The organism is Methyloversatilis sp. XJ19-49, from assembly GCF_024580145.1.
Classification (GTDB): Bacteria; Pseudomonadota; Gammaproteobacteria; order Burkholderiales; family Rhodocyclaceae; genus Methyloversatilis.
In genome coordinates, this window is sequence record NZ_JANINI010000001.1 from 314754 (window position 1) to 339465 (window position 24712).

Below are 24712 nucleotides of genomic sequence, written 5' to 3' on the forward strand. Positions count from 1 at the left end.
TCTTACCACCTCTTGTCAGGTGCCGTGTCGAGCAACGGCCGCAGTTTTTCCGATATCGCCTCGCGAGCGCGGAAAATACGCGAACGCACGGTCCCGATAGGGCAGTCCATCACGGTCGCAATTTCTTCGTATGCCATGCCTTCGAGTTCGCGCAGCATGATCGCGGTGCGCAATTCCTCCGGCAAAGCGTCCATCGCAGCATTCACTGTTTCGCCGATCTGCTTGGTCAGCAGCAGACGTTCCGGTGTGTTGATGTCGCGCAGATTATCGCTGTCGTCAAAGTTTTCAGCTTCTTCCGAATCGAATTCAGTGCTTGTCGGCGCACGTCGCCCCTGCGATACGAGATAGTTCTTCGCAGTATTCACGCCGATCCGGTACAGCCACGTGTAGAACGCGCTTTCGCCGCGAAACGACGGCAGTGCGCGGTAAGCCTTGATGAAGGCTTCCTGCGCGACGTCCTCCACCTCGGCCGGGTCACGTATGAGTCTGGAAAGCAGTCGGCCGAGCTTCCGCTGGTACTTGGTGACAAGCAGGCCGAAGGCCTGCTTGTCACCACGCTGCGCCCGCTCGACCAGCAACTGGTCAACTTCTCGCTCGCTCATCTGTGCGGTTGCTTTGCCCGGATCTTTCACCGGTACGGCATTTGAACTGGCGCGCAGTATATCCGAGCGCTCAGGCCTGAGTACTGCTTGAAGGGGAGTAAGGGTCGCGTCCATGCTGCAACAGACCGGGGCGTCCCCACAAAGTTCATCCGGTCAATGACGGGCAATGCAAAAGTTTGCGGTCGAGCGCAGAAAAGCTTGCCGGGCGGCGCGCTGCGATATAGTGCGCGCTTTATCGAACGGCTCTTTCCCGTGTTGAATTTCGACGCGCTGGTACTTGGAAGCGGACTCGCCGGGCAGGCGCTTGCACTCCGCCTTGCCGAGGCAGGGCAGCGCGTTGCGCTGATCACGAAGAAACAGGTCGAGGACTCGGCTTCGAGCTGGGCCCAGGGCGGCATCGCGGCCGTGTTGGACAGCGCCGATTCGGTCGATCACCACCTGCGCGATACGCTGGTCGCCGGCGCCGGCCTGTGTGACGAGGAGGCCACCCGCTTCGTCGTCGAGCACGGCCGTGAAGCGATCGAATGGCTGATCGCGCGCGGCGTGCCATTCACGCGTGATGCGCAGGGCGAACTGGGTTATCACCTCACACGCGAGGGCGGTCACAGTCACCGCCGCATCGTGCACGTCGATGACGCAACGGGGTCGGCGATCCAGACCACGCTGACCGGCCAGGTGCGCAGTCACCCCAACATCCACATCTTCGAACGCCATCTTGCCGTCGATCTGATCGTCGGATGGAAGATCGGTCGCCCTGAAATCGGCTGCGCCGGCGCCTACATCCTCGACATCGAAACCGGTGACGTCATCACCTTCGCGGCGCCGGTCGTCGTGCTCGCCACGGGCGGCGCAGGCAAGGTCTATCTCTACACGACCAATCCGGACACTGCGACCGGCGACGGCATTGCGATGGCGTGGCGCGCGGGTTGCCGCGTCGGCAACATGGAATTCATCCAGTTCCACCCGACCTGCCTCTATCACCCGCATGCAAAATCCTTCCTGATCACCGAAGCGATGCGTGGCGAAGGCGGCCTGCTGCGCCTGCCGGATGGCGAGCGCTTCATGCCGGCGCACGACGAGCGTGCCGAACTGGCACCGCGCGACGTCGTGGCACGGGCCATAGACTACGAAATGAAGAAGCGCGGCCTGGACTGCGTGTATCTCGACGTGTCGCACAAGCCGGCCGATTTCCTGGTCAGTCACTTTCCGAACATTCACGCCCGCTGTCTCGAACTGGGCATCGACATTACACGGCAGCCGATTCCGGTCGTGCCGGCAGCTCACTACACCTGCGGCGGGGTGAAGGTCGACCAGCGCGCCCGCACCGACGTCGATGGCCTGTACGCAATCGGTGAAACCACATACACCGGACTGCATGGTGCCAACCGGCTGGCCAGCAATTCGCTGCTCGAATGCCTGGTGTACGCCACCGCAGCGACGCGGGACATCCTTTCGCGCAAACGGGTCGCGCCGGCGATACTGCCGCCATGGGACGAAAGCCGCGTGACTGACGCCGACGAGCAGGTGGTGATCGCTCACAACTGGGACGAGCTGCGTCGCTTCATGTGGGACTACGTGGGCATCGTGCGCACCAACAAGCGGCTCGAACGCGCGCTGCACCGAATCCGCCTGCTTGAGCGTGAAATCGACGAGTACTACGCCCATTTCCGGATCAGCAACGACCTGATCGAGCTGCGCAACCTCGTGCTCACCGCGCATCTGATCGTGCGCAGTGCCATCCAGCGGCACGAAAGCCGCGGACTGCATTTCAGTCTCGATTACCCGGAAACCAGCGCGATCGCCAGCCCGACCATCCTGCGTCCGCGTCGTGTGCGTCATCAGGAAGTGTTGCACGCAGCCAGCGCCTGAGGCACCGGAAGTCGTCCGAAGCGGCGAACTGGTCGCCGAACAGCATCAGCGTGCAGCCTGCGCCCTCATCCGCGCGCAGGCGCAGCGATACCCACCGGCAGCCCATTCGCCCTGTCACGGGGCGACCTGTTGCGATCAATCCGTCGGCTCGGCAGACCGACATCTGTCCCGCTTCGCTCAACCGGATGACTGTCCAGGCGGCGCGCCGACGCGCGAACAAGGTCAGCGCGAGTGCAGCTGCGGCGACCGGTGCATGCGCTGGCTGCAGCAAAACCGACACGATCAGCGCAACGGCGCAAACGAAAAGGGCCGCGTTGCAGCAACGCGACCCCTGAAGTTCGATGCGGGCAAAAGCGGCTGGACCGTCGTTGCCCACAACGATGGCCCTACAGCTGCCTGAACACCAGCGTGGCGTTGGTCCCGCCGAAGCCGAACGCGTTCGACATCGCAGCGCGGATGCGCAAGTCGCGCGGCACCAGCGGCACATAATCGAGATCGCACAGCGGATCCTGATCCCGCAGGTTCGCGGTGGGCGGCGCAATCTGGTGATGCAGCGCCAGCACCGTCACCACCGCCTCGATGCCGGCCGCTGCGCCGAGCGCATGACCGGTCATCGACTTGGTCGAACTGACGCACAGCTTCTTCGCGTGCTCGCCGAAGCAGCGCTTCACGGCTACCGTCTCGGCAATATCGCCGAGCGGCGTCGAGGTGCCATGAGCGTTGATGTAATCGATGCCGTCGACTTCGATGCCGGCGTTGCGCAGCGAATTGTGCATGCTGCGCGATGCGCCTTCACCGTCCTCGCGCGGTGCCGTGATGTGGTGGGCGTCCGCGCTCATGCCGTAACCGGCGAGTTCGCAATAGATACGCGCACCGCGCGCCCTTGCATGCTCGTATTCCTCAAGCACGAGCACCCCGGCACCTTCGCCGAGCACAAAACCGTCGCGTCCGGTGTCCCACGGCCGGCTGGCGGCTTCGGGGTCGTCGTTGCGACCCGACAAGGCCTTGGCCGCCGCGAAACCTGCGACGCCGAGCGGGCAGATGGTCGATTCGGCGCCACCGGCAATCATCACGTCCGCATCGCCATACTCGATGATGCGCATGGCTTCACCGATGGAATGGTTGGCGGTCGCACAGGCGCTGACGGTTGCAAAGTTCGGGCCCTTGAAACCGTAGTTGATCGAAATGATGCCGGAGATCATGTTGATGATCGAACCCGGCACAAAAAACGGCGACACCTTGCGCGCCCCGCCTGCCAGCATGACGTTGTGCGTTTCCTCGATCATCGGCAGGCCGCCGATGCCCGAACCCACGCATACGCCGATACGTTCGGCGTTGTCGGGTGATGCCGTCAGCCCGGCGTCGCGGATCGCATCCATCGAGGCAGCGATGCCGTAATGGATGAAGGTGTCGAAGCGACGCGCTTCCTTCGGGGACAGATAGTTGGCGACGTCGAAATCGCGAACTTCACCTGCGATCTGTACCGGCAGTGCGGACGGATCGAAGCGCGTGATGCGCCTGATGCCGGACTTTGCTGCCAGGATGTTCTCCCAGGCTTGCCCTACGGTGTTGCCGACCGGGGAAATGATTCCCAAGCCGGTCACGACAATTCTTTTACGTGCCAAAACGTGCTCCGTCCGATGAACGATCAGGCCTTGCCGGCGAGATGGCCATTCACGTAGTCGATGGCCTGCTGCACCGAAGTGATCTTTTCCGCTTCTTCGTCCGGGATTTCGCACTCGAATTCTTCTTCGAGGGCCATCACCAGTTCGACCGTATCGAGCGAATCGGCGCCCAGATCATCGACGAACGACGATTCGTTCTTGATTTCGGCTTCGTTCACGCCAAGTTGTTCGGCGACGATCTTCTTGACGCGTTGTTCGATGTTTTCCATTGCGAAACTCCTTCCCTGTGTAAGCCCTGACGAGTCCGTCAGGGCACTAAAAAAAGTGGCGCGAGTGTAACAGAAAGCCTGCCCCGCTTCGCCGGCAACGACCGGCCGGCAACACCGCCGACCGCGTTGGCGTCAATGCATGAACATGCCGCCGTTGACGTGCAGTGTGCTGCCGGTCACGTAAGCGGCCTGCGGTGAAGCGAGAAACACGACGGCGCCCGCGACTTCATCCGTCGTACCCAAGCGGCCGAGCGGTATCTGCCCAAGCAGGGCATCGCGTGCCGTATCGCCCAGTGCATGGGTCATGTCGGTCGCGATGAAGCCAGGCGCCACGCAATTGACGGTTATGTTGCGCGAACCCAGCTCGCGTGCCAGCGCCATGCTCATACCGGCCACGCCGGCCTTGGCAGCGGCGTAATTGGCTTGACCGGGATTGCCGGTTTCGCCCACCACTGACGTGATGTTGATGATGCGGCCATTGCGTGCCTTCATCATGCCGCGCATCACGGCGCGCGACATCGTGAATACCGCTTTCAGATTGGTGTCGATGACGGCCTGCCATTCGTCGTCCTTCATCCGCATCGCGAGGTTGTCGCGCGTGATGCCGGCGTTGTTGACGAGCACCGTGACGGCACCGAACGCCTGTTCGATACCGGACATCGCGGTAGCGATGTCCTCGCTGCGGGTGACGTCGAGCACGATGCCGCGCCCCTTGATGCCGGCACCATCAAGCGCCTGCTGGATCCCTGCCGCACCGGCTTCGGTGGTGGCCGTACCGATCACGGTTGCACCTGCGGCGCCGAGTGCCAGCGCGATCGCGCGACCGATGCCGCGGCTGGCTCCGGTGACCAGCGCTATCTGTCCGTCAAGTACGCCCATCATCGTGCTCCGATCTGTTGTGCCAGCTGTTCCAGCGACGCCGCGTCAGCCAGCGCCACACCGGTGAGTTCGCGGTTGATGCGCTTGGTCAGTCCGGCAAGCACCTTGCCCGGCCCGCATTCCGCCACGGTGACTGCGCCGAGCTCGGCCATGCGCTGGATGACCTCGACCCAGCGCACCGGCGCAGCAGCCTGACGCACCAGTGCATCGCGGATGGCATCAGGGTCATCAGGCGAAGCAACGTCGACGTTGTTGATCAGGGTGATCGCCGGGCGGGCGAACACCACCTCCGGCAGCGCTTCGGCAAGGCGTGCTGCAGCCGGCTGCATCAGGGCGCAATGGAATGGCGCGCTGACGGGAAGCGCCACGGTGCGCTTGGCTCCACGCTCCGACAGCAGCGCCATGGCGCGCGTCACCGCCTCGGCATGACCCGCAATCACTGTCTGCTCAGGCGAATTGAAATTCACGGCGCTGACGATCTGCCCCTGCGCGGCATCGTCGCAGCAGGCCTGTACCGCCGCTGCGTCCAGTCCGAGTACAGCGGCCATGGCGCCGGTTCCTGCCGGCACGGCGTCCTGCATCGCCTGAGCGCGCAGACGGACCAGCGGCACCGCGTCAGCCAGCTCAAGCACTCCGGCCGCCACCAGCGCGGCATATTCGCCCAGACTGTGGCCCGCAACCATGTCGGGACGACGACCGGTACGTGCCATCCAGCTGCGATACACGGCAACGCCGGCGGTCAGCATCAAGGGCTGGGTGTTGGTCGTGAGCGCAAGGCGTTCCGCCGGACCTTCGCACACCATCGACCACAGATCTTCGCCCAGCGCGGCGGACGCCTCGTCGAAAGTGAGTCGGAGCACGGGGTCGTCGCCGTAGGCGGCCATCATGCCGACCGACTGCGAACCCTGCCCGGGAAATACGAATGCGAGTTTCTGCATGTTCGAAAGACCTTCAGAAGCGAAGCAGCGCGCCGCCCCAGGTGAAACCACCGCCGACGCCTTCCAGCATCACGAGCTGACCACGCCGGATGCGACCGTCGCGCACCGCCAGATCGAGCGCGAGCGGAACCGACGCGGCCGAGGTGTTGCCGTGGTCGGCAACGGTGACCACCACCTTGTCCATCGGCAGATCGAGCCGGCGCGCGGTGGATTGCAGAATGCGCACGTTCGCCTGGTGCGGCACCAGCCAGTCGAGGGCAGTCATCGGCAGTTTCGCTGCGTCCATCAGCTCGATTGCCGTGTCCCCGAGCACGCGTACTGCAAACTTGAACACGGCCTGTCCATCCATCTGCAGCAGAGGCGTACCGGACACCTTGCCGCCGCACACCGTCCCCGGCACCGACAGGATGTCGTGGTAGTGGCCATCGGCATGCAGCACCGACGACAGGATGCCCGGCTCGTCCGATGCCTCGAGCACAACCGCGCCGGCGCCGTCGCCGAACAGCACGCAGGTACCGCGGTCGTCCCAGTTCAGAATGCGCGAAAAGACTTCCGAACCCACCACCAGAGCGCACTTGTGCGAGCCGGAGCGGATGAATTTTTCGGCAATCGTCAGCGCGTAGACGAATCCTGCGCAGACGGCCTGGACGTCGAAAGCAACTGCGGTGCGGTTCTCGAGTCGGTTCTGCAGCAGGCAGGCAGTACTCGGAAAGACCTGATCCGGCGTCGAGGTCGCGACGATGATCAGGTCGATGTCCTGCGCCAGACGACCCGCCGCCTCGAGCGCCCGGCGACAGGCATGCAGTGCAAGATCGCTGGATTTTTCGTCGTCGGCGGCAAAGTGGCGGCGCCGGATGCCGGTGCGTTCGGCAATCCATTCGTCCGACGTCTCGATGCCACGCGCAACGAGATCGTCGTTGGACACCGGCGATCCCGGCAGATACGAGCCGGTGCCGGTGATACGGCAGAAGGTCATGCAGCCACCTCGGTACGTGTCATGCAAAGGGTAATGCGGGCGATCAGATCGTTGCGCACGGCATCCGCCGCACGCGCCACCGCCTCTTCGAATCCGTAGGCATCGCTCGACCCATGACTCTTGACGACGACGCCACGCAGTCCGAGCAACGTGGCGCCATTGTAACGACGATGATCAACCCGGTTGCGGAACGCCTGGATCACCGGCCGGGCAGCCAGATACATGAGCTTGCGCAACGGTCCCCGACTGAATTCCTCGCGCAGGAAGGTCGCAATCATCTGCGCCAGACCTTCCGACGTCTTCAGCGCCACGTTGCCGACAAAGCCATCGCACACAACGACGTCCGTCGTGCCCTTGTAGATGTCGTTGCCTTCCACGTTGCCATAGAAATTCAGATCGCTGGCGCGCAACAACTCGGCCGCGCCCTTGACCGCATCGTTGCCCTTTATGGCCTCTTCGCCGATGTTGAGCAGGCCGACGCTGGGCCGCTCACGCGACTCGAGTGCCGACACCAGCATGGCGCCCATCAGCCCGAACTGGAAAAGGTGCTCGGACGTGCAATCGACGTTGGCACCCAGATCAAGGACATAGGTATGTCCCTTCATCGTCGGGAGAATGGACGCGATCGCAGGACGGTCTATGCCGGGAAGCGTTTTCAGAACGAACTTCGCAATCGCCATCAGCGCGCCGGTATTGCCGGCGGAGACGGCGGCCTGCACGCGCCCGGACTTGACCAGGTCTATCGCGACCCGCATCGACGAATCCTTCTTGCCGCGCATCGCTTGCGCCGGCGGCTCGTCCATGCCGATCACTTCGGTGGCGTGCACGACAGAAAGCCTGGGTTCGTTCTCAGCCCCCAGGCGTTTCAACTCCGCGTTCAGAACGTCCTGCAGCCCGACCAGCAGCACGCTGCAGGCGGGATCACGCCGGATGTAGGAAACGGCCGCCGGCACGGTGACCGACGGGCCGTGGTCCCCGCCCATGCAATCAATGGCGAGGGTGTAGCTCATGCGATGCATCCAGTCCAGTCACGATGGCCGAAACTTGCCGACATCGGGCTGTGTGCCGGAAAGTCGGAACAGGGGATCACTCGCCCTTGGTCTTGAGCACCTTCTTGCCGCGGTAGAAACCGCTCGGGGAAATGTGGTGGCGCAGGTGCACCTCGCCGGTCGTCGATTCGACTGCCGTTGCCGGTGCCGTCAGGAAATCGTGCGCGCGATGCATGCCGCGCTTCGACGGGGACTTCTTGTTTTGCTGGACTGCCATGGAACCACTCCTACCGGCGAACCGGATGAATAAAACGTGATGGATCGCCGCTGCTTTCCCGGCCGGTCGGCGGCTGCCGAACGGTCGGGGTTCGCATGCGCGCCGACCCTGCTTGTTGCACACCACCGGTGCCATCGAGCGCCGGCACCTACGACTTTTACTGCTTTCCCTGCTTCAATCTGCCCAACTCGGCGAACGGCGAGGGCTTGGCGGCATCGGCATCAGCGCCCGCTCCGGGCGGGCTGCACTGATCATGCAGCGCGATGGCGGGCAGCGACAGCAAGACTTCGTCCTCGATCAGCGTTCGCACGTCCAGCAAACCTTCCAGCTCCAGCGCCTCGTAAGTGTCGTCATCGAGGTCCTGATCGCCCCACTCTTCACCCGCCTGAACAAGTCGGAAGCGCGAACGGCTGCGCACACCCACTGCGACATCTTCGAGGCAACGCTGGCATTGCAACATCAATGATCCGGCAAGTGCCAGCTCAAGCCAGCACGCACCTTCGGCATCAACCTGCCCGGCAATCGACCAGTCTATCCGCGCCGGAACCGCCGAGCACTCCTGCGCTACACGTTCAAGCAATGCAACATCCGTACTGCCATCGAGGACACCGGACGTCCGTGCAAACTGAATTGCGTCAAGCTGCCGAGGCATGCCGCCACCCTTCCCGGGTGCCTGCTGACGGTCGCTTTCTTCCATGCCAGTCACCGGTACCTTTACCGCACCCTGCTTTGAGGCAAACCACCTGTCGGTGGGCTCGCAGGGCGCATCCGGGCGAAGAATCAAACCCAAAATGATACTATCCGGCACGCAATACTGTCAAAGCGTTCCGCAACAACGCGCCGACCCGCCCCGCCCATGTCCGACATCCTGCCCCCGCTTGTTCTGGGTTCCTCCTCGCGCTATCGACGCGAATTGCTGGAACGCCTGCGCCTGCCCTTCACGACGGCCTCGCCGGACATCGACGAATCCTGCCTCGGTGATGAAACGCCGCGTGCGCAGGCGATCCGGCTTGCGCGCCGCAAGGCACAGGCGATCGCCCTCCGCCATCCGGACAGCTGCATCATCGGCTCCGACCAGGTCGCCTGGAGCGGCACCCGTCGCTACGGCAAGCCCGGTACGCGCGATGCGGCGATCGCCCAGTTGCTCGAACTGAGCGGCGCAAAAGTGACCTTCGACACTGCGCTCTGCGTCATCGACCCGCGCAGTGGAACGCTGCATGAAGCGGTCGTCCCGACGGACGTCGTCTTCCGGACGCTGTCGGAAACGGAAATCGAACGCTATGTCGATCTTGATGACCCGGTCGACTGTGCCGGCGCCGCAAAATCCGAATCCTTGGGCATCGCGCTGCTGGAAAGACTCAGCGGAGACGATCCGACCGCGCTGGTCGGCCTCCCGCTGATCGAGTTGAGCCGCATGCTGCGCCGCCTCGGATATCCGCTGCCATGAACGCACCGCCGCAGGGTGTGCTCTACATGTTGCCCAGCGCACTCGACAGCCGCGCCTTGTGGCACGCCGATACACCTGCTGCAGTGCGCGAGTGCGCGCACCGCCTCGACTACTTTCTGGTCGAAAGCGCCAAATCGGCGCGGGCGACCTTGAAGCGACTCGAGCACCCGACGCCGCTGCGCGAGCTGGACATCGTCGAATTGCCACCCGAGCGCGGTGGCGCTCCGCTGCGTGCGCTGCTTGAACCGGTACGCGCGGGACGCAGCGCGGGTGTCATTTCGGATGCCGGCTGTCCGGGCGTCGCCGACCCGGGCGCACTGGCGGCACGCGCCGCACACGCCATGGGTATCGAAGTGGTGCCGCTGGTCGGCCCGTCGTCCATCCTTCTCGGACTGATGGCCTCAGGGTTGAACGGCCAGTCGTTTGCGTTTCACGGCTATCTGCCGGTGGATGATGCAGAGCGGGCGCGGGCGCTGACCGCCCTCGAAAAGACGTCGGCGCAACTGCGCCAGACCCAGCTGTTCATTGAAACGCCCTACCGCAACCTGAAAATGTTCGAAACCCTGCGCGCGCATTGTCGCGGCGACACCTTGCTGTGCATCGCCAGCGCGTTGACGGCACCTGATCAATACGTACGCACACTCACGGTGGCGCAGTGGAAGACGGCAGATGTGGCGCGCATCGACCGCCGCCCCACCCTGTTCCTGATGCTGGCCGGCGCTTGACCCGCTGACCGGTCGCCGCGAACCTCAGCGCAGACCGATGCGCGAAAAGGCGCCCGCTACACTTTCCCCGACATCGGCGCCGAACTGCTTGGCGAAACGTTCCGCCAGATTCTGCCGCTGCGTGAAATCGACGATGTCTGCCGCCTTGACGACCTCGCGCGCGACAAATTCAACGCTGCCAAGATCATCCGCAAGCCCGAGTTCGATGCTGCGGGTACCGCTCCACATCAGGCCGGAGAACATGTCCGGCGATTCCTTCAACCGATCGCCGCGTCCCTTGCGCACGACATCGATGAACTGCTGATGCACGTCGCCGAGCAGTTCCCGGGCGTGCACGCGATGCCCTTCGTCCTGTGGCGAAAACGGATCGAGGAAGCCCTTGTTCTCGCCCGCGGTCAGCAGGCGACGCTCGACGCCGAGCTTGTCCATCAGACCGGTAAAGCCGAAGCCTTCCATCAGCACGCCGATGGAGCCGACGATGCTCGCCTTGTCTACATAGATACGGTCAGCCGCAACGGCAACGTAGTAGCCGCCGGAGGCGCAGATGTCCTCGACCACCGCATACAGCGGCACATTCGGGTACATGGCCCGCAGGCGATTCATTTCGTCGTTGATGATGCCGCTCTGCACCGGGCTGCCGCCCGGGCTGTTGATGCGCAGGATGACACCCTGGGTGTTCTTGTCCTCGAATGCCGACTGCAGCGATGCCATCACGCTCTCGGCGCTGGCTTCGGCCCCGGGTGCGATGACCCCGCTCAGTTCGACCAGCGCGGTGTGCTTGCGGTGTTCCGCCTGACTGAAAAGGGAACTCCAGTCGACCAGGGCGAAAAGCAGCACGCCCAGGTAGGCGAAGCCGACCAGCTTGAAGAAGATCCCCCAGCGACGCTTGCGCCGCTGCTCGACCACCGATTCAAGCGCCAGACGCTCGATCAGTTTTCGTTCCCAGACAGGTTCTGCACTGGGGTCACGCTGCTTTTCCGGTTCGGACATTTTTAGCCAATAAAACAGATATTTACGCGGGTCGCCATATCATTCCGCCAGATTCTTCCAGCGTTACCGGCTCGAGACGGCTGCCGCGACAGGGTCCGCCGACGCAGTGCCCGGATTCAGGTGCATAGATCGCGCCGTGAGTGGAACACATCAAGTATAACTTTGTGTCGTCGAAGAACTCGCCGTGATTCCAGTCAAGCTCTATCGGCACATGGGCGCAGCGATTGATGTAGCCATGCACCTGCCCGCGAAATCTGACCGCGAATGCGGCTACGGCCTTGCCGCGCTGCTCGACCTCGAAGCGCACGCCGGGCCCGCCATCGACCAGTTCGGCCGACTCGCACACCGCTATGCGTGACATGCCAGCCACGCCGTCAGTTCATCGACGCTCGCACAATGTGCCTTCGGACGCACCGCCAGCAGTTCGTGCAGCGGATGAGCACCATAGGTCACCGCAACCGACTCGCAACCGGCGTGCCGCGCCATCAGCAGGTCGTGCGTCGTGTCGCCGATCACCAGCGTACGCGCCGGATCGAAGGACAGTTCATCCATCAGCTCGAGCACCATGTCCGGCGCCGGCTTGGATACCGATTCGTCGGCGCAGCGCGTCGCGGCAAACCGGCTGCCCAGTCCGGTGTGTCCGAGCGCACGGTCCAGCCCCGCCCGGCTCTTGCCGGTGGCGACCGCCAGGGTATGTCCGCGCATACCCAGACCGTCCAGCAGCGCGGGCACGCCATCGAACAGCGTCAATTCATGGTCGCGAGAAAGGTAGTGATGGCGGTAGCGCCCCGCCAGTTCCTGGTGGCGCGACGACGGCAATTCGGGCACCACTCGGGCAAGTGCGTCGACCAGGCCGAGCCCGATCACCGAACGCGCGGTGCGGTCGTCCGGCATATCCAGCCCGAGATCTTCGCAGGCACGCTGTATGGCGTGGACGATGGCGGCGGCGGAATCGAGCAGCGTGCCGTCCCAGTCGAAAACGATGAGGTCAAACTGTGCGGGCATGAGGATGTCAGTCGGGGTTTTCGGTCTGTTGAGTCGGATCGGCGTCTTTCCGTTCGAATTCGCGCATCTGCTGCTGATCGATGCGGCGAACGAAGCCGGCCAGATCGGCCGGCAGTGGCGCCGCAAGTTCCACCGGGTCGCCGGTCAGCGGATGTTTGAGCGCCAGACTGTGGGCATGCAGGAACATGCGCGGCAGGCCTTCCTTGCGCAAGGCCTTGTTCAGGGCGAAATCACCGTACTTTTCGTCGCCGACGATGGGAAAGCCACTGGCCGACAGGTGTACGCGTATCTGGTGCGTACGACCGGTCTTGATCCTGACGTCGAGCAGGCTGTAGCCCGGCCAGCGCACTTCGAGCCGGACGATGGAGTGGGCCGCCTTGCCTTCGCTGTCCACCGACACCCTACGCTCGCCGGATTCGGTCAGGTATTTGGTCAGTGCGAGCTTGATGTGCTGCTGCGGATTCATCCAGCGTCCGCTGACCAGGGCGAAATAGTGCTTTTCCATGCCGCCATCGCGGAACGCATCGTGCAGCGCCGTGAGCGCCGACCGCTTCTTCGCGATCAGCAGGATGCCGGACGTCTCGCGATCCAGCCGGTGCGCCAGTTCGAGCAGCCGTGCCTCAGGTCGGGCACGGCGCAGGCTCTCGATGACACCGAAACTGACGCCACTGCCGCCGTGCACTGCCATGCCTGCCGGCTTGTTCAGCGCAAGGAAGGCATCGTCTTCGTAGAGGATGTCGAAATCGCGCGACGGCACCGGCGCGGGTGCGCCCGGCTCGGCCAGACGCATCGGCGGGATACGCACCTCGTCACTTTCCGCCAGACGGTAGGTCTGATCGACCCGCTTGCTGTTGACCCGCACTTCGCCCGAACGCAGCACGCGATAGACGTGACTTTTCGGTACGCCCTTGCAGATGCGGATCAGGAAATTGTCGATGCGCTGGCCCGCTTCCTCGATGTCCACGACATGCCGCACTACTTTCGGAGCTTTACCCAACTCCTTCATTTCAAATATACTGCGTTGCGTTTTCGGTCTGATTGCGAGTTAGGCGCAGTCCGGAGCACATCCAGCCCGAAGTGGTGGACGCCGGTAACAATGTGTTCGGTGAAGTGCTTCATGCGGTCTTTCTTGGACAGACGAAAACCGGATCACGGGTTAATCCCGCTCACCCCAAGTAGCGAGTGTACTGAGTAGCGCGAGTACCGTACAGGCAGAATCCCCCAGGCAGCTGCGAGACCGCGGCTGCATTGAGAGTTGGCAAACCCCTCCACGTCCCCGTCCCGTCCTCATCGAGATAGAACCCGATTGCCGCCGAAACGATAGACGTTATTCATTTGACGAGCGGTTTGTCCTGCCCGTGTGCGGTGCGCGCGGGAGAAGTTGATGAAACGAATGCTCTTCAACGCGACGCAGGCAGAAGAACTGCGCGTTGCGATTGTTGATGGACAGAAACTTGTAGACCTCGACATCGAGTCATCCAGCAAGGAACAGCGAAAAAGCAATATATACAAGGCGGTCATCACCCGGATCGAACCCAGTCTCGAAGCCTGCTTCGTTGACTATGGTGCGGATCGCCATGGCTTCCTGCCGTTCAAGGAAGTCTCCAAGGTCTATTTCAAGGCTGATCTGGAGCCAGGCCGTGCCCGCATCCAAGACGCGCTGCACGTCGGCCAGGAACTGATCGTCCAGATCGACAAGGATGAACGCGGCAGCAAGGGCGCCGCGCTGACCACCTTCATTTCGCTGGCTGGCCGCTACCTGGTGCTGATGCCGAACAATCCGCGTGGCGGCGGCGTGTCGCGCCGGGTCGAGGGTGACGATCGCGCCGAGCTGCGCGAAACGATGGATCAGCTCGAAGTGCCCGCCGGCATGAGCCTGATCGCTCGCACCGCCGGCATCGGCCGCAACGCCGAAGAGCTGCAGTGGGACCTGAACTACCTGCTGCAGTTGTGGACCGCGATCGAAGGCGCAGCGCAATCGCAGACCGGCGCCTTCCTGATCTACCAGGAAGGCAGTCTCGTGATTCGCGCGATCCGCGATTACTTCCAGCCCGACATCGGCGAAATCCTGATCGACACCGACGAGGTGTACGACCAGGCCTACACCTTCATGGAACACGTGATGCCCGGCAACGTGGCGCGCGTGAAGCGCTACCGCGACGACGTGCCGCTGTTCTCGCGCTTCCAGATCGAGCACCAGATCGAATCCGCCTACTCGCGCCAGGTCACCCTGCCGTCGGGCGGTGCCATCGTGATCGACCACACCGAAGCGCTGGTGGCGGTGGACGTGAACTCCGGCCGCTCGACCAAGGGCAGCGACATCGAAGAAACCGCACTGCGCACCAACTGCGAAGCGGCCGACGAAATCGCCCGCCAGCTGCGCCTGCGCGATCTGGGCGGCCTGATCGTCATCGACTTCATCGACATGGAAAACCCGCGCGCCCAGCGCGAGGTGGAAACCCGTCTGCGCGACGCGCTGCATCACGACCGCGCCCGCGTACAGATGGGCAAGATCAGCCGCTTCGGCCTGCTCGAACTGTCACGCCAGCGGCTGCGTCCGGCGCTGGCCGAAACCAGCTACATCCCTTGCCCGCGCTGCAGCGGCACCGGCCACATCCGGTCCACCGAATCCGCCGCACTGCACATCCTGCGCATCCTCGAAGAAGAGGCGATGAAGGAAAACACCGGCGCCGTGCATACCCAGGTCCCGGTCGATGTCGCCACCTTCCTGCTGAACGAAAAGCGCGCCGACATCAACGCCATCGAGCTGCGTCACAAGGTCAACATCGTGTTGATCCCGAACAAGCACCTCGAAACGCCGGCGCACGAAATCATCCGTCTGCGCCACGACCAGCTGAATCTCGAAGGCATCGTCGCACCGTCCTACCAGATGGCCGTGAATCCGCTGGCCGAAAGCTATCAGCCGCCGTCGACCATTCCGGCCGACGAACGCCCGAAGCGCATGGAAGCGGCGATCAAGCACCTCACGCCGGACCAGCCGGCGCCGATGGTGGCCGACCCGGTACCGACCGCGCCGGTCGCCGCTGCGCCTGTTGCGCCACCGGCAGCCGCACCGCGTGGCCTGTTCGGCATGATCGCGTCGTGGTTCCGCGGTGCCGATCCGGCGCCTGCGCCCGTCGCAGTGCCGGTAGCCGAGCCGAAGCCGGCCGGAAATCGCGAGCGCAGTCCGCGCTCCGGCGATTCGGGCGGCCGCAGCCGCGGCCGACGGGAAGGTCGTGAGGGCCGCGAACCGCGCGAAGGTCGCGAGCCGTCGAATCGCGCAGAGGGCCGCAGCGACGGTCGCGGAGAAGCACGTCCGGAAGGCAGCCGCAGTGAGGGTCAGCGCAAGCCCCGTGAGCCGCGCACGCAGGATCAGGACAGCAACGTCGCCCAGGCCGAACGCGCCCCGCGCGAGCCGAAGCCGCCGCGCGAACCGCGCGAGCCGCGTGAACCGCGCGCCCAGCGTGAGCGGGCCGCCAACGATGCGCGCGAGCAGCAGCAGGTCGATCTGCCGCTGGGAGCCGATTCGACACAGCCGGAAAACGGCGTCCCCACTGATGGCGTCGAGGGTGCAGCACCGCGCAGCCGCCGCCGCCGCGGTGGTCGCCGCGAACGTGGAGAACGCCGTCCCGAAGGCGCTGAAGCCGGTGCCATCGGTGATGTCGCCGCCGTCGAGGGAGAGATCGAGGGCGTGACGACCGCTGCCAACGAAGCACCGGTCGATCTGACGGAGGCGCAGGCACCGCTGGCGCTGGCGGCCACCGAGCCCGTCGTCGAAGCACCCGTGTCCGAGCCGGCTGCCGCGCAGGATGCACCGGTCGACATCGTGGTCAGTGCCGAACCGGTGGTTGCGGTGATCGAGGAAGTGCCCGTGCAGGTCGAGGCGCCGGTGCAGGCCGAAGTCCCGGCCCCGGCCGTGATGACGGTTGCCGAAGCGGATGCGGTGGAGCAGATCAGCCCCGAGCCCGTTCAGGCTGCACCGGTCATCGACACACCGGCCGTGGCCGATGTGCCGGTTGTGCGTGCTGCGCCGCCGGTGGTGACCGACAGCGCCGAATCAACGCTGGTGCGTGCCATGGAAAGCATGGGTTCGTCACCAACCCAGGTTGCGCCGGCCCCCGTGGCCGCGCCGGTTGACCTGCAGACCTCGCTTGATGCCAGCGGCCTCGTCATGGTCGAAACACAGCCCGGCAGCAGCGCAGGTCAGGCGCCGATCGAGCCCGAACCGGTCCTGCTGGGGCGTCGGCGTCGCCAGGCTCCGGTGATCGCCAACGAGCCGATGCAACAGGTGGAAACGCGCGGCGAGTAATTTCGCGCGTCAAATCGTCCGCAAGGAATGGGGCCCGGTGCAAACCGGGCCCTTTTCATGGCGCCTGCAACGCGTTGCCGGGGCGGTTTTCCCGGGTCATGCAAACCGTTATCACCGACACTCGTCGCCTTTACAACATTCACAGAGGAGAGATTCACATGCGTTTCCTTGCTGCACTGATTGCCCTGATCGCCAGCACGCTGGTGTTCGCCCACGGCCCGTCGCGACTCAAGGCCAACGAAACCATCCTGCTGAAGGCCAGCCCGGACGTGGTGTGGGCCAAGGTGAAGGACTTCACCCAGTTGCAGGCCTGGCATCCGGCCATCGAGAGCAGTACCGCCACCGCCGGCAGCGAAGTGGGTTCTGTGCGCACGCTCAAGGTGAAGGGCGGCGGTGAAGTGATCGAAAAGCTGGAAAAGATTTCCGATGAAGAGCGCAGCCTGATCTACACCGCACAGGACGGCGGTGCGCTTCCGGTCACCAAGTACAAGTCCTGGCTGACGGTGAAGCCGGCTGCCGATGGCGGAAGCGAAGTGGAATGGCGTTCGGTGTTTTTCCGCGTCGACCAGGGAGACTACCCGGCTGCCGGCAAGGACGATGACACGGCAACCAGCACGATCAGGAAGGTCTATACGGACGGTCTGACGAACCTGAAGGCGCTGCTGGACAAGTAAGACTGTCAGGCATGGCGATGCGGGCGGCTTCGGCCGCCCGTTTTCATTTCAGTTGCTGCGCCAGATCACGGATCAATCCGTCGGCCGCATCCTCGATCAGGTCGAGCACGCGTTCGAAGCCGGCCGGCCCGCCGTAGTAGGGGTCGGGTACTTCGTCCTCGTCGAAGGATTCTGCGTGCTGCAGGAACAGTGCGAGCTTGTGCTGCACGGCCTCGGGGCAGTTGCGCTGCAGATTGCGCAGATTGTCGCGGTCCATCGCGTAGATGCGGTCGTAGCGGACGAAATCCTCCTCGGTGACACGCCGGGCACGGATGCGCGACAGGTCGACACCGCGCGCTGCCGCCGCCGCTTGTGCGCGCGGGTCGGTGCGGCTGCCGACATGATTCGCATGGGTGCCGGCGGAATCCAGTTCGACACGATCCGCGAGCCCCGCACTTTCGAGCCGCGCCCGCACGACGCCCTCGGCCGTCGGCGAGCGACAGATATTGCCCATGCAGCAGAACAGGATGCGCACTTCGGCAGTGTCCGGGCCCTCAGGGCTGCGCCGCAGCCAGCGCTCAAGCACAGCCGCCGCTCGCCGCAATATCCAGCCTGACAGGAATGCCGCCGACCGCTTCGTCGTCTACCCAGCTGCGCGCCGGCAGGTCGACAGGGTCGAAGGCGGTGTCGCCCTCGCCTACGTCGGTGCCCGGCTGCAGGCCGGCGAAATCGAACAGCTTCGAATCGGCCAGATGCGAAGGTACGACATTGCGCATCGCGGTCGCCATCGATTCGATGCGCCCGGGGTAGACCCGCGCCCACTCCTGCAGCATCGCCTTTACCTGCTTGCGCTGCGCGTTCTCCTGCGAGCCGCAGAGGTTGCACGGAATGATCGGGTAGGCCATCACGCGAGCAAAGCGCTCGATGTCGCGCTCGGTGCAGTAGGCCAGCGGCCGGATGACGATGTGACGACCGTCGTCGCTGACCAGCTTGGGCGGCATCGACTTGATCTTGCCGCCGAAGAACATGTTCAGGAACAGTGTTTCCAGCAGGTCGTCGCGGTGGTGGCCGAGCGCAATCTTGGTCGCGCCCATCTCGCCTGCGACGCGGTAGATGATGCCGCGGCGCAGTCGCGAGCACAGACCGCAGGTCGTCTTGCCCTCGGGAATCTTGTCCTTGACGATGCTGTAGGTGTCTTCGGTTTCGATCCGGTACTCGACGCCGATCGATTCGAAATAGGCCGGAAGGATGTGGTCCGGAAAGCCCGGCTGTTTCTGGTCGAGATTGAACGCGATCAGGCGGAAGCGCACTGGCGCGCGCTGCTGCAGGCCGCGCAGCAGTTCCAGCATCGTGTATGAATCCTTGCCGCCGGACATGCACACCATGATCACGTCGCCGTCCTCGATCATCGAATAATCGGCGATCGCCTGCCCGGTCGCGCGTTCGAGCCGCTTGCGGAACTTGAGGAAGGTGCTGGACGGCGGCGCCGCGTCTGGTGACGGCGGCACAGCGGAAAGAACTTGCGACATGGACACCCCGACTGCCGGTCTGGCACGCCGAGGCGTGCCGTCCGGCAACCCGATGTCGCCGGAACTGGCGCAGATTATATCGTGCGGGCCCGGCTGACCGCGTTCAAGACCCGTCAAAGGGCGCCGTAGAAGCTCGGTATCGAAACCTGATCCCGCACCGGAGACTCCCCCATGAGCACACAGAAATTCCGCCTTGTCACCCGCAGCGATTTTGACGGACTGGTCTGCGCCGTACTGCTGAACGAGCTGGACCTGATCGACGAAATCAAGTTCGTACACCCGAAGGACATGCAGGACGGAAAGATCGACATCACCGACCGCGACATCACGACCAACCTGCCCTATGTGGCCGGTGCCCACCTCGCGTTCGATCATCACCTGTCGGAAACGCTGCGCAACACCGGCGAGCGATCCAATCACATCATTCACGCCGATGCGCCGTCCGCTGCGCGCGTCGTGTACGACTACTACGGCGGCCCGACGGCGTTCCCGACCATCGCGATGGACATGATGGAGGCCGTGGACAAGGCCGATGCGGCGCAGTTTTCGCGCGACGAGATTCTCGACCCGAAAGGCTGGGTGCTGCTGAACTACCTGATGGACGCCCGCACCGGGCTGGGCCGCTTCCGCGATTTCCGCATCAGCAATTACGCGCTGATGATGGATCTGATCCAGTACTGCCGGAACCATACGATCACCGACATCCTGCAACTGCCCGACGTGCAGGAACGCGTCGAGCTTTACTTCGACCAGGCCGAAAAGGCGAAGGCGCAGATCCTGCGCTGCACCCGCCAGCACGGCAATCTCGCCGTGCTCGACCTGCGCAACGAGGAAACGATCTGGGCCACCAACCGCTTCATGATCTACGCGCTGTTCCCGGACACCAACATATCCATCCACATCATGTGGGGCGTGCAGAAGCAGAACACGGTGTTCGCCACCGGCAAATCCATCCTCGACCGGTCCAGCCGCACCAATGTCGGCGAACTGATGCTGACCTACGGCGGCGGCGGCCACCTGGCTGCCGGCACCTGCCAGGTCGACAATGCGCAAGCCGACAACACGCTGCGCGCGCTGATCGCGCGCATCAACGCCGACGGCTGACAGCGGCGCCTGGCTGGGCTAGGCTGATCATCGGGCGCGGTGGACCCGGACGGATGCATCCGCCGGAGGCCGCTGCACGTAGTAGCTGAATCACCCACCCGATCGCGTCGCCCGCTCCGGAGTCCACCATGAAGCGCCTGTCCCACCGTCTGACGCATGTCCTGTTCGTCGTCCTGCTGATGCTTTCACTGCCCGCGCAGGCGGGCGGCACGGGCAAATTCGATGCGGCCGAGGCGAAAGCGGTGCGCGCCGTTATCGAGGCGCAACTGGCGGCCTTCGCAGCCGACGACGGGCCGCGCGCCCTGTCCTACGCCTTCCCGGATATCCGCAAGCGCTTCCCGGCGCCGGAAGGTTTCCTTGAAATGGTTCGCAAGAGCTATCCGGTCGTGTACCGGCCGCGTTCGGTCGGCTTTCTCGAACCGGAGCTGGAGGACGACGAAGTGTTCCAGGCGGTCGAAATGTCCGATGCCGACGGCGTACTGTGGGTCGCGATCTACCGCATGGGACGTGTGGAAGATGGCAGCTGGCGCATCATGGGCTGTCGCGTCGTGCCGGGTGGCGGCAGCGCAATCTGAATCGACGGGACCGGCGCTGGCACATTTTTTTCGCATAGAATCGCGGCTCCGCTCTTCGCTTCCGGCATGTCGTGATGTCGCGTTTTTCAGTTCGCTCCGTTCCGCCCGCTTTACTGTCGGTTTTTTTCACGGTATTTGTCATTGTCCTGCTGTGCCTGCTGGGCGCCCGGCCCGCCTGGTCGCAGGCGGCCACGGCGCCTGAATTCGGGCGTCTGCCGGACAGTGCGCGCATCGTGCTGATGCCACTCGACGTCGAGTTGTTTTCGGTTGGCGCCGGTGGCGTCGCCGAGCCGCAGGCGCAATGGACCGATCAGGCCACGAAGCATCTGCGTGATTCGGTCCGGCGTCGTGAAGCATCGCTGGGCGTCACCCTGCACGAAGCCGACCTGAGCGACGATGACGCGGTCGCGCTGAATCACCTGCACGGTACGGTCGCCACGGCGATCGCACTGCATCACTACATCGTGCCCTATGCGTTGCCGACCAAGGAAAAGCGCCTTGATTGGCATATCGGCGCAGACACCGCGCGTCTGCGCGACGCCAGCGGCGCCGACTACGCCCTCTTCCTCTACATCCGCGACAGTTACGCCACCGCCGAACGCAAGGCGGCCATCGTGCTGGCTGCCATGCTGGGCGTGGCCATGCCGGGCGGCATCCAGACCGGCTACGCCTCGCTGGTCGATCTCCGGAGCGGCGACATCGTGTGGTTCAACCGCCTGCTGCGCGGCACCGGCGACCTGCGCGAAGCCGAACCTGCGGAAGAGTCGATCAGCGCCCTGCTCGACAAGTTTCCGCGCTGACATGCGACGTCGTGACCTGCTCTGCGGCGGCTGCGGCGGCGGCCTGCTGACGCTCTGGCCCGGCCGCATCGCAGCCGGCCCCAGCGGCACACCGCGCTTTGCGCGGCCGGATCTGGCGAGCGACGAAGGTGGCCTGTGGGCGCTGATGGACCGCGAGGAGGAACGGCTGCGCCGCTCGCGCTTCCTGCTCGGCGACGACGCGCTGCAGCGCTATGTGTCCGACATCGCCTGCCGGCTCGCAGGCGATCACTGTCCCGACATGCGGGTCTATCTGGTGCGCACGCCCTTCTTCAATGCCAGCATGGCACCCAACGGCATGATGCAGGTATGGAGCGGCCTGCTGCTGCGCGCCGCCAACGAAGCGCAGCTGGCGGCTGTGCTCGCGCACGAGGTCGGTCACTATCTCAAGCGGCACAGCCTGGAGCGTCTGCGCGACGCGCGCGCCAAGTCCGGTTTCGCACAGTTCCTGGGTCTTGCGCTCGGGGCGGCCGGTGCCGGCAGCATCGGTCAGGTGGCGCAGCTGGGTGTGCTGGCCAGTGTCTATTCGTTTTCGCGCGACCACGAGCGCGAAGCGGATGCGATAGGGCTGGAACTGATGCATCGAGCCGGTTACGACGCCGGCGAAGCGGCCAGTGTCTGGGCGCAGTTGATCGAGGAAAACGCCGGCGAAGACGGCGGCGGCACGCTGCTGTTCGCCACCCATCCGTCCGCCGACGAACGTCGCGACACGCTGAAGGCGGCTGCGATGGCACTCACCAGCGACGGCGCGCCCGGCGAGGTGCACGCCGAACGCTACCGTGCACACATCGCGCCGCTGCGGCTGCAGATGCTGCAGGACGAGTTGCGCCGGCGGGTGCCGGACAGTTCCCTGCGCCTGTTCGACCGCCTGATGACGCACCACGGACGCGACGGACAGCTGCTGTATGCGCGGGCCGAAGCACTGCGTACGCGCGCGCGAGATGACGATCTCGATCGGGCGCTCGCCGCGCTTGGCGAGGCCGACGGTCTGCCCGAGCTGCCGGCGGAAGCCGTGCGATTGCGTGGCCAGATACTGCGCAGCCGCAACGATGCCGACGGTGCGCGCAACGCGTTCCGGAATTACCTTGAACTTCGGCCCGACGCACCCGATGCGCCGATGATCCGCAGCTATATCGAGACCTCCGTACCATGAAACTGCGCTGTCTGCTTTGCCTCACCCTTCTGCTGACCGGCTGCGGCGGCCAGTTCAAGCGGGTCGAATCGGCCCCGGTACTGGTGCGCGGCAGCATGGAAGTGCAGGCCGGCGGTGACTGGAACCACTACACGCCCTACGGTTCAAGACATCGCGAAATGTGGACCCAGCACGGTGTGCCGATCGATCTGCTGACGTTCTTCAGCGGTGTGGCCGATGGTGTGGCGCTGGACGACCTCGCGCCGCGCAACGCCAAACCACCGCTGTTCCGCAGCAGCATGTCGCCGGAAGACATGGTGGGTCTGGTGGAAACCATGCTGGCCGGCAATGGTGGCCAGTTCCAGTTGCAGTCGCTGGCGCCCGACACGGTGTCGGACAGTCCCGGTTTCCGCTTCGAGTATCTCTACACGGCGCGCAGCGAAGAGGTGGAACGCGCGGGTGTCGGCCGTGGTGCCGTCGTCAGCGACCGACTTTACCTGATGCTTTTCCACGCGCCGCGCGGTCGCTATTTTGATCGGGGCCGCCCGGGGGCAGAGCGCCTGATGGACAGCCTGCGCGTCGTGCCGCAGCGTTGATCGCTCGGTGAGCGTCAGACGGGCGACGCCACCGCGCGCAATCAAAATTCACCCGCCGGGCCGGACATGCGTAGTATTTTCCGGGACATGCCATTACCGCCGATACTCGCCAAACGGGCCTTCCTCGACCTGCTCCCCGACGCCATATGCGTCGTTGATGAACACGGCTGCTTCGTGTTCGTCAGCGCGTCCTGCGAACGCATATTCGGCTACACGCCGGAGGAAATGGTCGGCCGTGCGATGATTGATCTGGTGGCACCCGAAGATCGCGCGCGCACGCTGCAGGCGGCCGCCGACATCATGGCGGGCGAGCACATGCTGAATTTCGAGAACAGCTATGTGCGCAAGGACGGCCGGCGCGTGCATATCCTGTGGTCGGCCCGCTGGTGGGAATCCGACCGGCTTCGCATTGCGGTTGCGCGCGACATCACGGAGCGCAAGCGTGCCGACGCCACCCAGGCCGCGCTGTATGCGCTGTCCGAAGCAGCGCACGCAGCAAGCGACCTGCCGGCGTTGTGCGCGCGGATCCGACTGATCATCGACAGCCTGGTGCCGGCCAACAACTTCTTCGTCGCCACCATCGATAGCGACGGCGTGCTCAGCTTTCCCTGCAGTCTCGACGAACATCAAGCGGCTCCGCCGCATGCGCTGTGCAGCGAAGTGGTGCGGACCGGGCAGTCGCAGCTGCGTACGGCCGCCACACCCGACGCCTGCTGCTGGCTGGCCGTGCCGCTGAAGACCGAGCAGCGTACGACCGGTGCGCTGGTGCTCAAGAGCATGCCGGGCGAGGCCGGCTACACCGACCGCGACATGGCGCTGCTGCACTTTGTATCTACCCAGGTGGCGACCGCCATCGAACGCATGCAGTTGCTGGCACAGCTCAAGCGCATGGCCCAGTTCGATGAACTGACCGGCCTGCCCAACCGCGCGCTGCTGCGCGACCGCCTCGACACCGCGCTGTCGGCCGCGCGCCGCGAGCACGCTCACGTTGGCCTGCTCTATCTTGATCTCGACCGGTTCAAGGAAGTGAACGACACGCTGGGACACGCGACGGGCGATCAGCTGCTGCAGGAAACTGCGCAGCGGCTCAAGCGCTGTGTGCGCGATGCCGATACGGTGGCGCGCGTTGGCGGCGACGAATTCGTCGTGCTGCTGCCCGGCATTCCGCAGCCGGAAGACGCCCACGTGGTCGCTCTCAAGATTCGCAGCGCGCTCGGCCAGCCCGTTACGCTCGGCGGTCGTCACCTCACGGTGTTGCCCAGCATCGGCATCGCGGTCTATCCGGATCACGGCGAAGATGCGCTCGCCCTGCTGGAAGCCGCCGATCAGGCGATGTATCGCGCCAAGCACAGCGGCGACGACTGTCGCTGGGCAGGAACGGCAGGCGAGTACTAGTACGCGCCGT

The 24712-nt window shown here is 64.4% G+C and carries 26 protein-coding genes; 11 read left to right on the forward strand and 15 right to left on the reverse strand.

Annotated features, from left to right (window positions below; all coding sequences use genetic code 11):
- Positions 1 to 2: 2 nt before the first annotated feature.
- Positions 3 to 602, reverse strand: coding sequence for an RNA polymerase sigma factor RpoE (rpoE, locus tag NMQ16_RS01440; RefSeq protein ID WP_069040772.1), 600 nt, complete (start codon positions 600 to 602; stop codon positions 3 to 5).
- Between the two features lie 252 nt (positions 603 to 854).
- Here rpoE and nadB point away from each other — a divergent pair, with 252 nt between their 5' ends.
- Positions 855 to 2471, forward strand: coding sequence for an L-aspartate oxidase (nadB, locus tag NMQ16_RS01445; protein ID WP_257078703.1), 1617 nt, complete (start codon positions 855 to 857; stop codon positions 2469 to 2471).
- Positions 2472 to 2857: 386 nt separating this feature from the next.
- Here nadB and fabF read toward each other — a convergent pair whose 3' ends face one another.
- From fabF to NMQ16_RS01485, 8 genes are all read right to left on the reverse strand, one after another.
- Entirely contained in the window at positions 2858 to 4096 is a 1239-nt protein-coding gene (gene fabF, locus NMQ16_RS01450) for a beta-ketoacyl-ACP synthase II (protein ID WP_257078704.1), read from the reverse strand.
- Between the two features lie 23 nt (positions 4097 to 4119).
- Positions 4120 to 4365 carry an acyl carrier protein gene (acpP, locus tag NMQ16_RS01455; protein WP_069040177.1) on the reverse strand — a complete coding sequence of 82 codons (246 nt, stop codon included), beginning with the start codon at positions 4363 to 4365 and terminating at the stop codon, positions 4120 to 4122.
- A gap of 132 nt (positions 4366 to 4497) precedes the next feature.
- Positions 4498 to 5247, reverse strand: a complete 750-nt coding sequence (gene fabG / locus NMQ16_RS01460; protein ID WP_373457195.1) for a 3-oxoacyl-ACP reductase FabG — start codon at positions 5245 to 5247, stop codon at positions 4498 to 4500.
- Complete coding sequence (gene fabD, locus NMQ16_RS01465) at positions 5244 to 6182, reverse strand: ACP S-malonyltransferase (RefSeq protein ID WP_257078706.1); 939 nt, start codon at positions 6180 to 6182, stop codon at positions 5244 to 5246. The genes fabG and fabD overlap by 4 nt, the downstream gene beginning before the upstream one ends.
- Before the next feature lie 13 nt (positions 6183 to 6195).
- Entirely contained in the window at positions 6196 to 7158 is a 963-nt protein-coding gene (locus NMQ16_RS01470; RefSeq protein ID WP_257078707.1) for a beta-ketoacyl-ACP synthase III, read from the reverse strand.
- A complete protein-coding gene (gene plsX, locus NMQ16_RS01475) occupies positions 7155 to 8168 on the reverse strand; it encodes a phosphate acyltransferase PlsX (RefSeq protein WP_069040174.1) in 1014 nt (337 codons plus the stop codon). Before plsX ends, NMQ16_RS01470 begins: the two co-directional genes overlap by 4 nt.
- 76 nt (positions 8169 to 8244) lie before the next feature.
- A complete protein-coding gene (rpmF, locus tag NMQ16_RS01480; RefSeq protein WP_019917801.1) occupies positions 8245 to 8424 on the reverse strand; it encodes a 50S ribosomal protein L32 in 180 nt (59 codons plus the stop codon).
- Positions 8425 to 8581: 157 nt separating this feature from the next.
- Positions 8582 to 9121 (reverse strand): DUF177 domain-containing protein, encoded by a 540-nt coding sequence (locus NMQ16_RS01485; RefSeq protein ID WP_257078708.1) that lies wholly within the window; start codon positions 9119 to 9121, stop codon positions 8582 to 8584.
- A 159-nt stretch (positions 9122 to 9280) separates the two neighbouring features.
- On the opposite strand from NMQ16_RS01485, the gene NMQ16_RS01490 reads away from it, so the two are divergent.
- Together NMQ16_RS01490 and NMQ16_RS01495 are read left to right on the forward strand one after the other, a co-directional pair.
- Positions 9281 to 9871: a nucleoside triphosphate pyrophosphatase gene (locus NMQ16_RS01490; protein ID WP_306441604.1), complete on the forward strand. Its 591-nt coding sequence runs from the start codon at positions 9281 to 9283 to the stop codon at positions 9869 to 9871.
- The gene (locus NMQ16_RS01495) at positions 9868 to 10596 is read left to right on the forward strand and encodes an SAM-dependent methyltransferase (protein WP_257078709.1); all 729 of its coding nucleotides are present in this window, start codon (positions 9868 to 9870) and stop codon (positions 10594 to 10596) included. Before NMQ16_RS01490 ends, NMQ16_RS01495 begins: the two co-directional genes overlap by 4 nt.
- Positions 10597 to 10620: 24 nt before the next feature.
- On the opposite strand, the gene NMQ16_RS01500 is transcribed toward NMQ16_RS01495, so the two are convergent.
- From NMQ16_RS01500 to NMQ16_RS01515, 4 genes are read right to left on the reverse strand one after another with little or no spacing between them, the layout of a single operon-like run.
- Entirely contained in the window at positions 10621 to 11586 is a 966-nt protein-coding gene (locus NMQ16_RS01500; RefSeq protein ID WP_257078710.1) for a S49 family peptidase, read from the reverse strand.
- A 22-nt stretch (positions 11587 to 11608) separates the two neighbouring features.
- Positions 11609 to 11947: a Rieske 2Fe-2S domain-containing protein gene (locus NMQ16_RS01505; protein ID WP_257078711.1), complete on the reverse strand. Its 339-nt coding sequence runs from the start codon at positions 11945 to 11947 to the stop codon at positions 11609 to 11611.
- The gene (locus NMQ16_RS01510) at positions 11935 to 12591 is read right to left on the reverse strand and encodes an HAD family hydrolase (RefSeq protein ID WP_257078712.1); all 657 of its coding nucleotides are present in this window, start codon (positions 12589 to 12591) and stop codon (positions 11935 to 11937) included. The genes NMQ16_RS01505 and NMQ16_RS01510 overlap by 13 nt, the downstream gene beginning before the upstream one ends.
- Before the next feature lie 7 nt (positions 12592 to 12598).
- Positions 12599 to 13597: an RluA family pseudouridine synthase gene (locus tag NMQ16_RS01515; RefSeq protein ID WP_257078713.1), complete on the reverse strand. Its 999-nt coding sequence runs from the start codon at positions 13595 to 13597 to the stop codon at positions 12599 to 12601.
- A 378-nt stretch (positions 13598 to 13975) separates the two neighbouring features.
- Between NMQ16_RS01515 and NMQ16_RS01520 the strand changes: the two genes are divergently transcribed.
- Positions 13976 to 16900 (forward strand): Rne/Rng family ribonuclease, encoded by a 2925-nt coding sequence (locus tag NMQ16_RS01520; RefSeq protein ID WP_257078714.1) that lies wholly within the window; start codon positions 13976 to 13978, stop codon positions 16898 to 16900.
- Between the two features lie 158 nt (positions 16901 to 17058).
- Positions 17059 to 17574: an SRPBCC family protein gene (locus tag NMQ16_RS01525; protein ID WP_257078715.1), complete on the forward strand. Its 516-nt coding sequence runs from the start codon at positions 17059 to 17061 to the stop codon at positions 17572 to 17574.
- 43 nt (positions 17575 to 17617) lie between these two features.
- On the opposite strand, the gene NMQ16_RS01530 is transcribed toward NMQ16_RS01525, so the two are convergent.
- Positions 17618 to 18088, reverse strand: coding sequence for a low molecular weight protein-tyrosine-phosphatase (locus tag NMQ16_RS01530; RefSeq protein WP_257078716.1), 471 nt, complete (start codon positions 18086 to 18088; stop codon positions 17618 to 17620).
- Between the two features lie 43 nt (positions 18089 to 18131).
- A complete protein-coding gene (gene ttcA / locus NMQ16_RS01535) occupies positions 18132 to 19082 on the reverse strand; it encodes a tRNA 2-thiocytidine(32) synthetase TtcA (protein WP_257078717.1) in 951 nt (316 codons plus the stop codon).
- Positions 19083 to 19253: 171 nt separating this feature from the next.
- On the opposite strand from ttcA, the gene NMQ16_RS01540 reads away from it, so the two are divergent.
- From NMQ16_RS01540 to NMQ16_RS01565, 6 genes are all read left to right on the forward strand, one after another.
- Entirely contained in the window at positions 19254 to 20186 is a 933-nt protein-coding gene (locus tag NMQ16_RS01540; protein WP_257078718.1) for an exopolyphosphatase, read from the forward strand.
- Between the two features lie 128 nt (positions 20187 to 20314).
- Positions 20315 to 20761, forward strand: a complete 447-nt coding sequence (locus NMQ16_RS01545; RefSeq protein ID WP_257078719.1) for a DUF4864 domain-containing protein — start codon at positions 20315 to 20317, stop codon at positions 20759 to 20761.
- Between the two features lie 74 nt (positions 20762 to 20835).
- A complete protein-coding gene (locus NMQ16_RS01550) occupies positions 20836 to 21561 on the forward strand; it encodes a hypothetical protein (protein WP_257078720.1) in 726 nt (241 codons plus the stop codon).
- Position 21562: 1 nt separating this feature from the next.
- On the forward strand, positions 21563 to 22732 hold the full coding sequence (locus tag NMQ16_RS01555; RefSeq protein ID WP_257078721.1) for a M48 family metallopeptidase: 1170 nt from the start codon (positions 21563 to 21565) through the stop codon (positions 22730 to 22732).
- Complete coding sequence (locus tag NMQ16_RS01560; RefSeq protein ID WP_257078722.1) at positions 22729 to 23307, forward strand: hypothetical protein; 579 nt, start codon at positions 22729 to 22731, stop codon at positions 23305 to 23307. Before NMQ16_RS01555 ends, NMQ16_RS01560 begins: the two co-directional genes overlap by 4 nt.
- An 87-nt stretch (positions 23308 to 23394) precedes the next feature.
- Positions 23395 to 24702 (forward strand): diguanylate cyclase domain-containing protein, encoded by a 1308-nt coding sequence (locus NMQ16_RS01565; RefSeq protein WP_257078723.1) that lies wholly within the window; start codon positions 23395 to 23397, stop codon positions 24700 to 24702.
- Positions 24703 to 24712 lie beyond the last annotated feature (10 nt).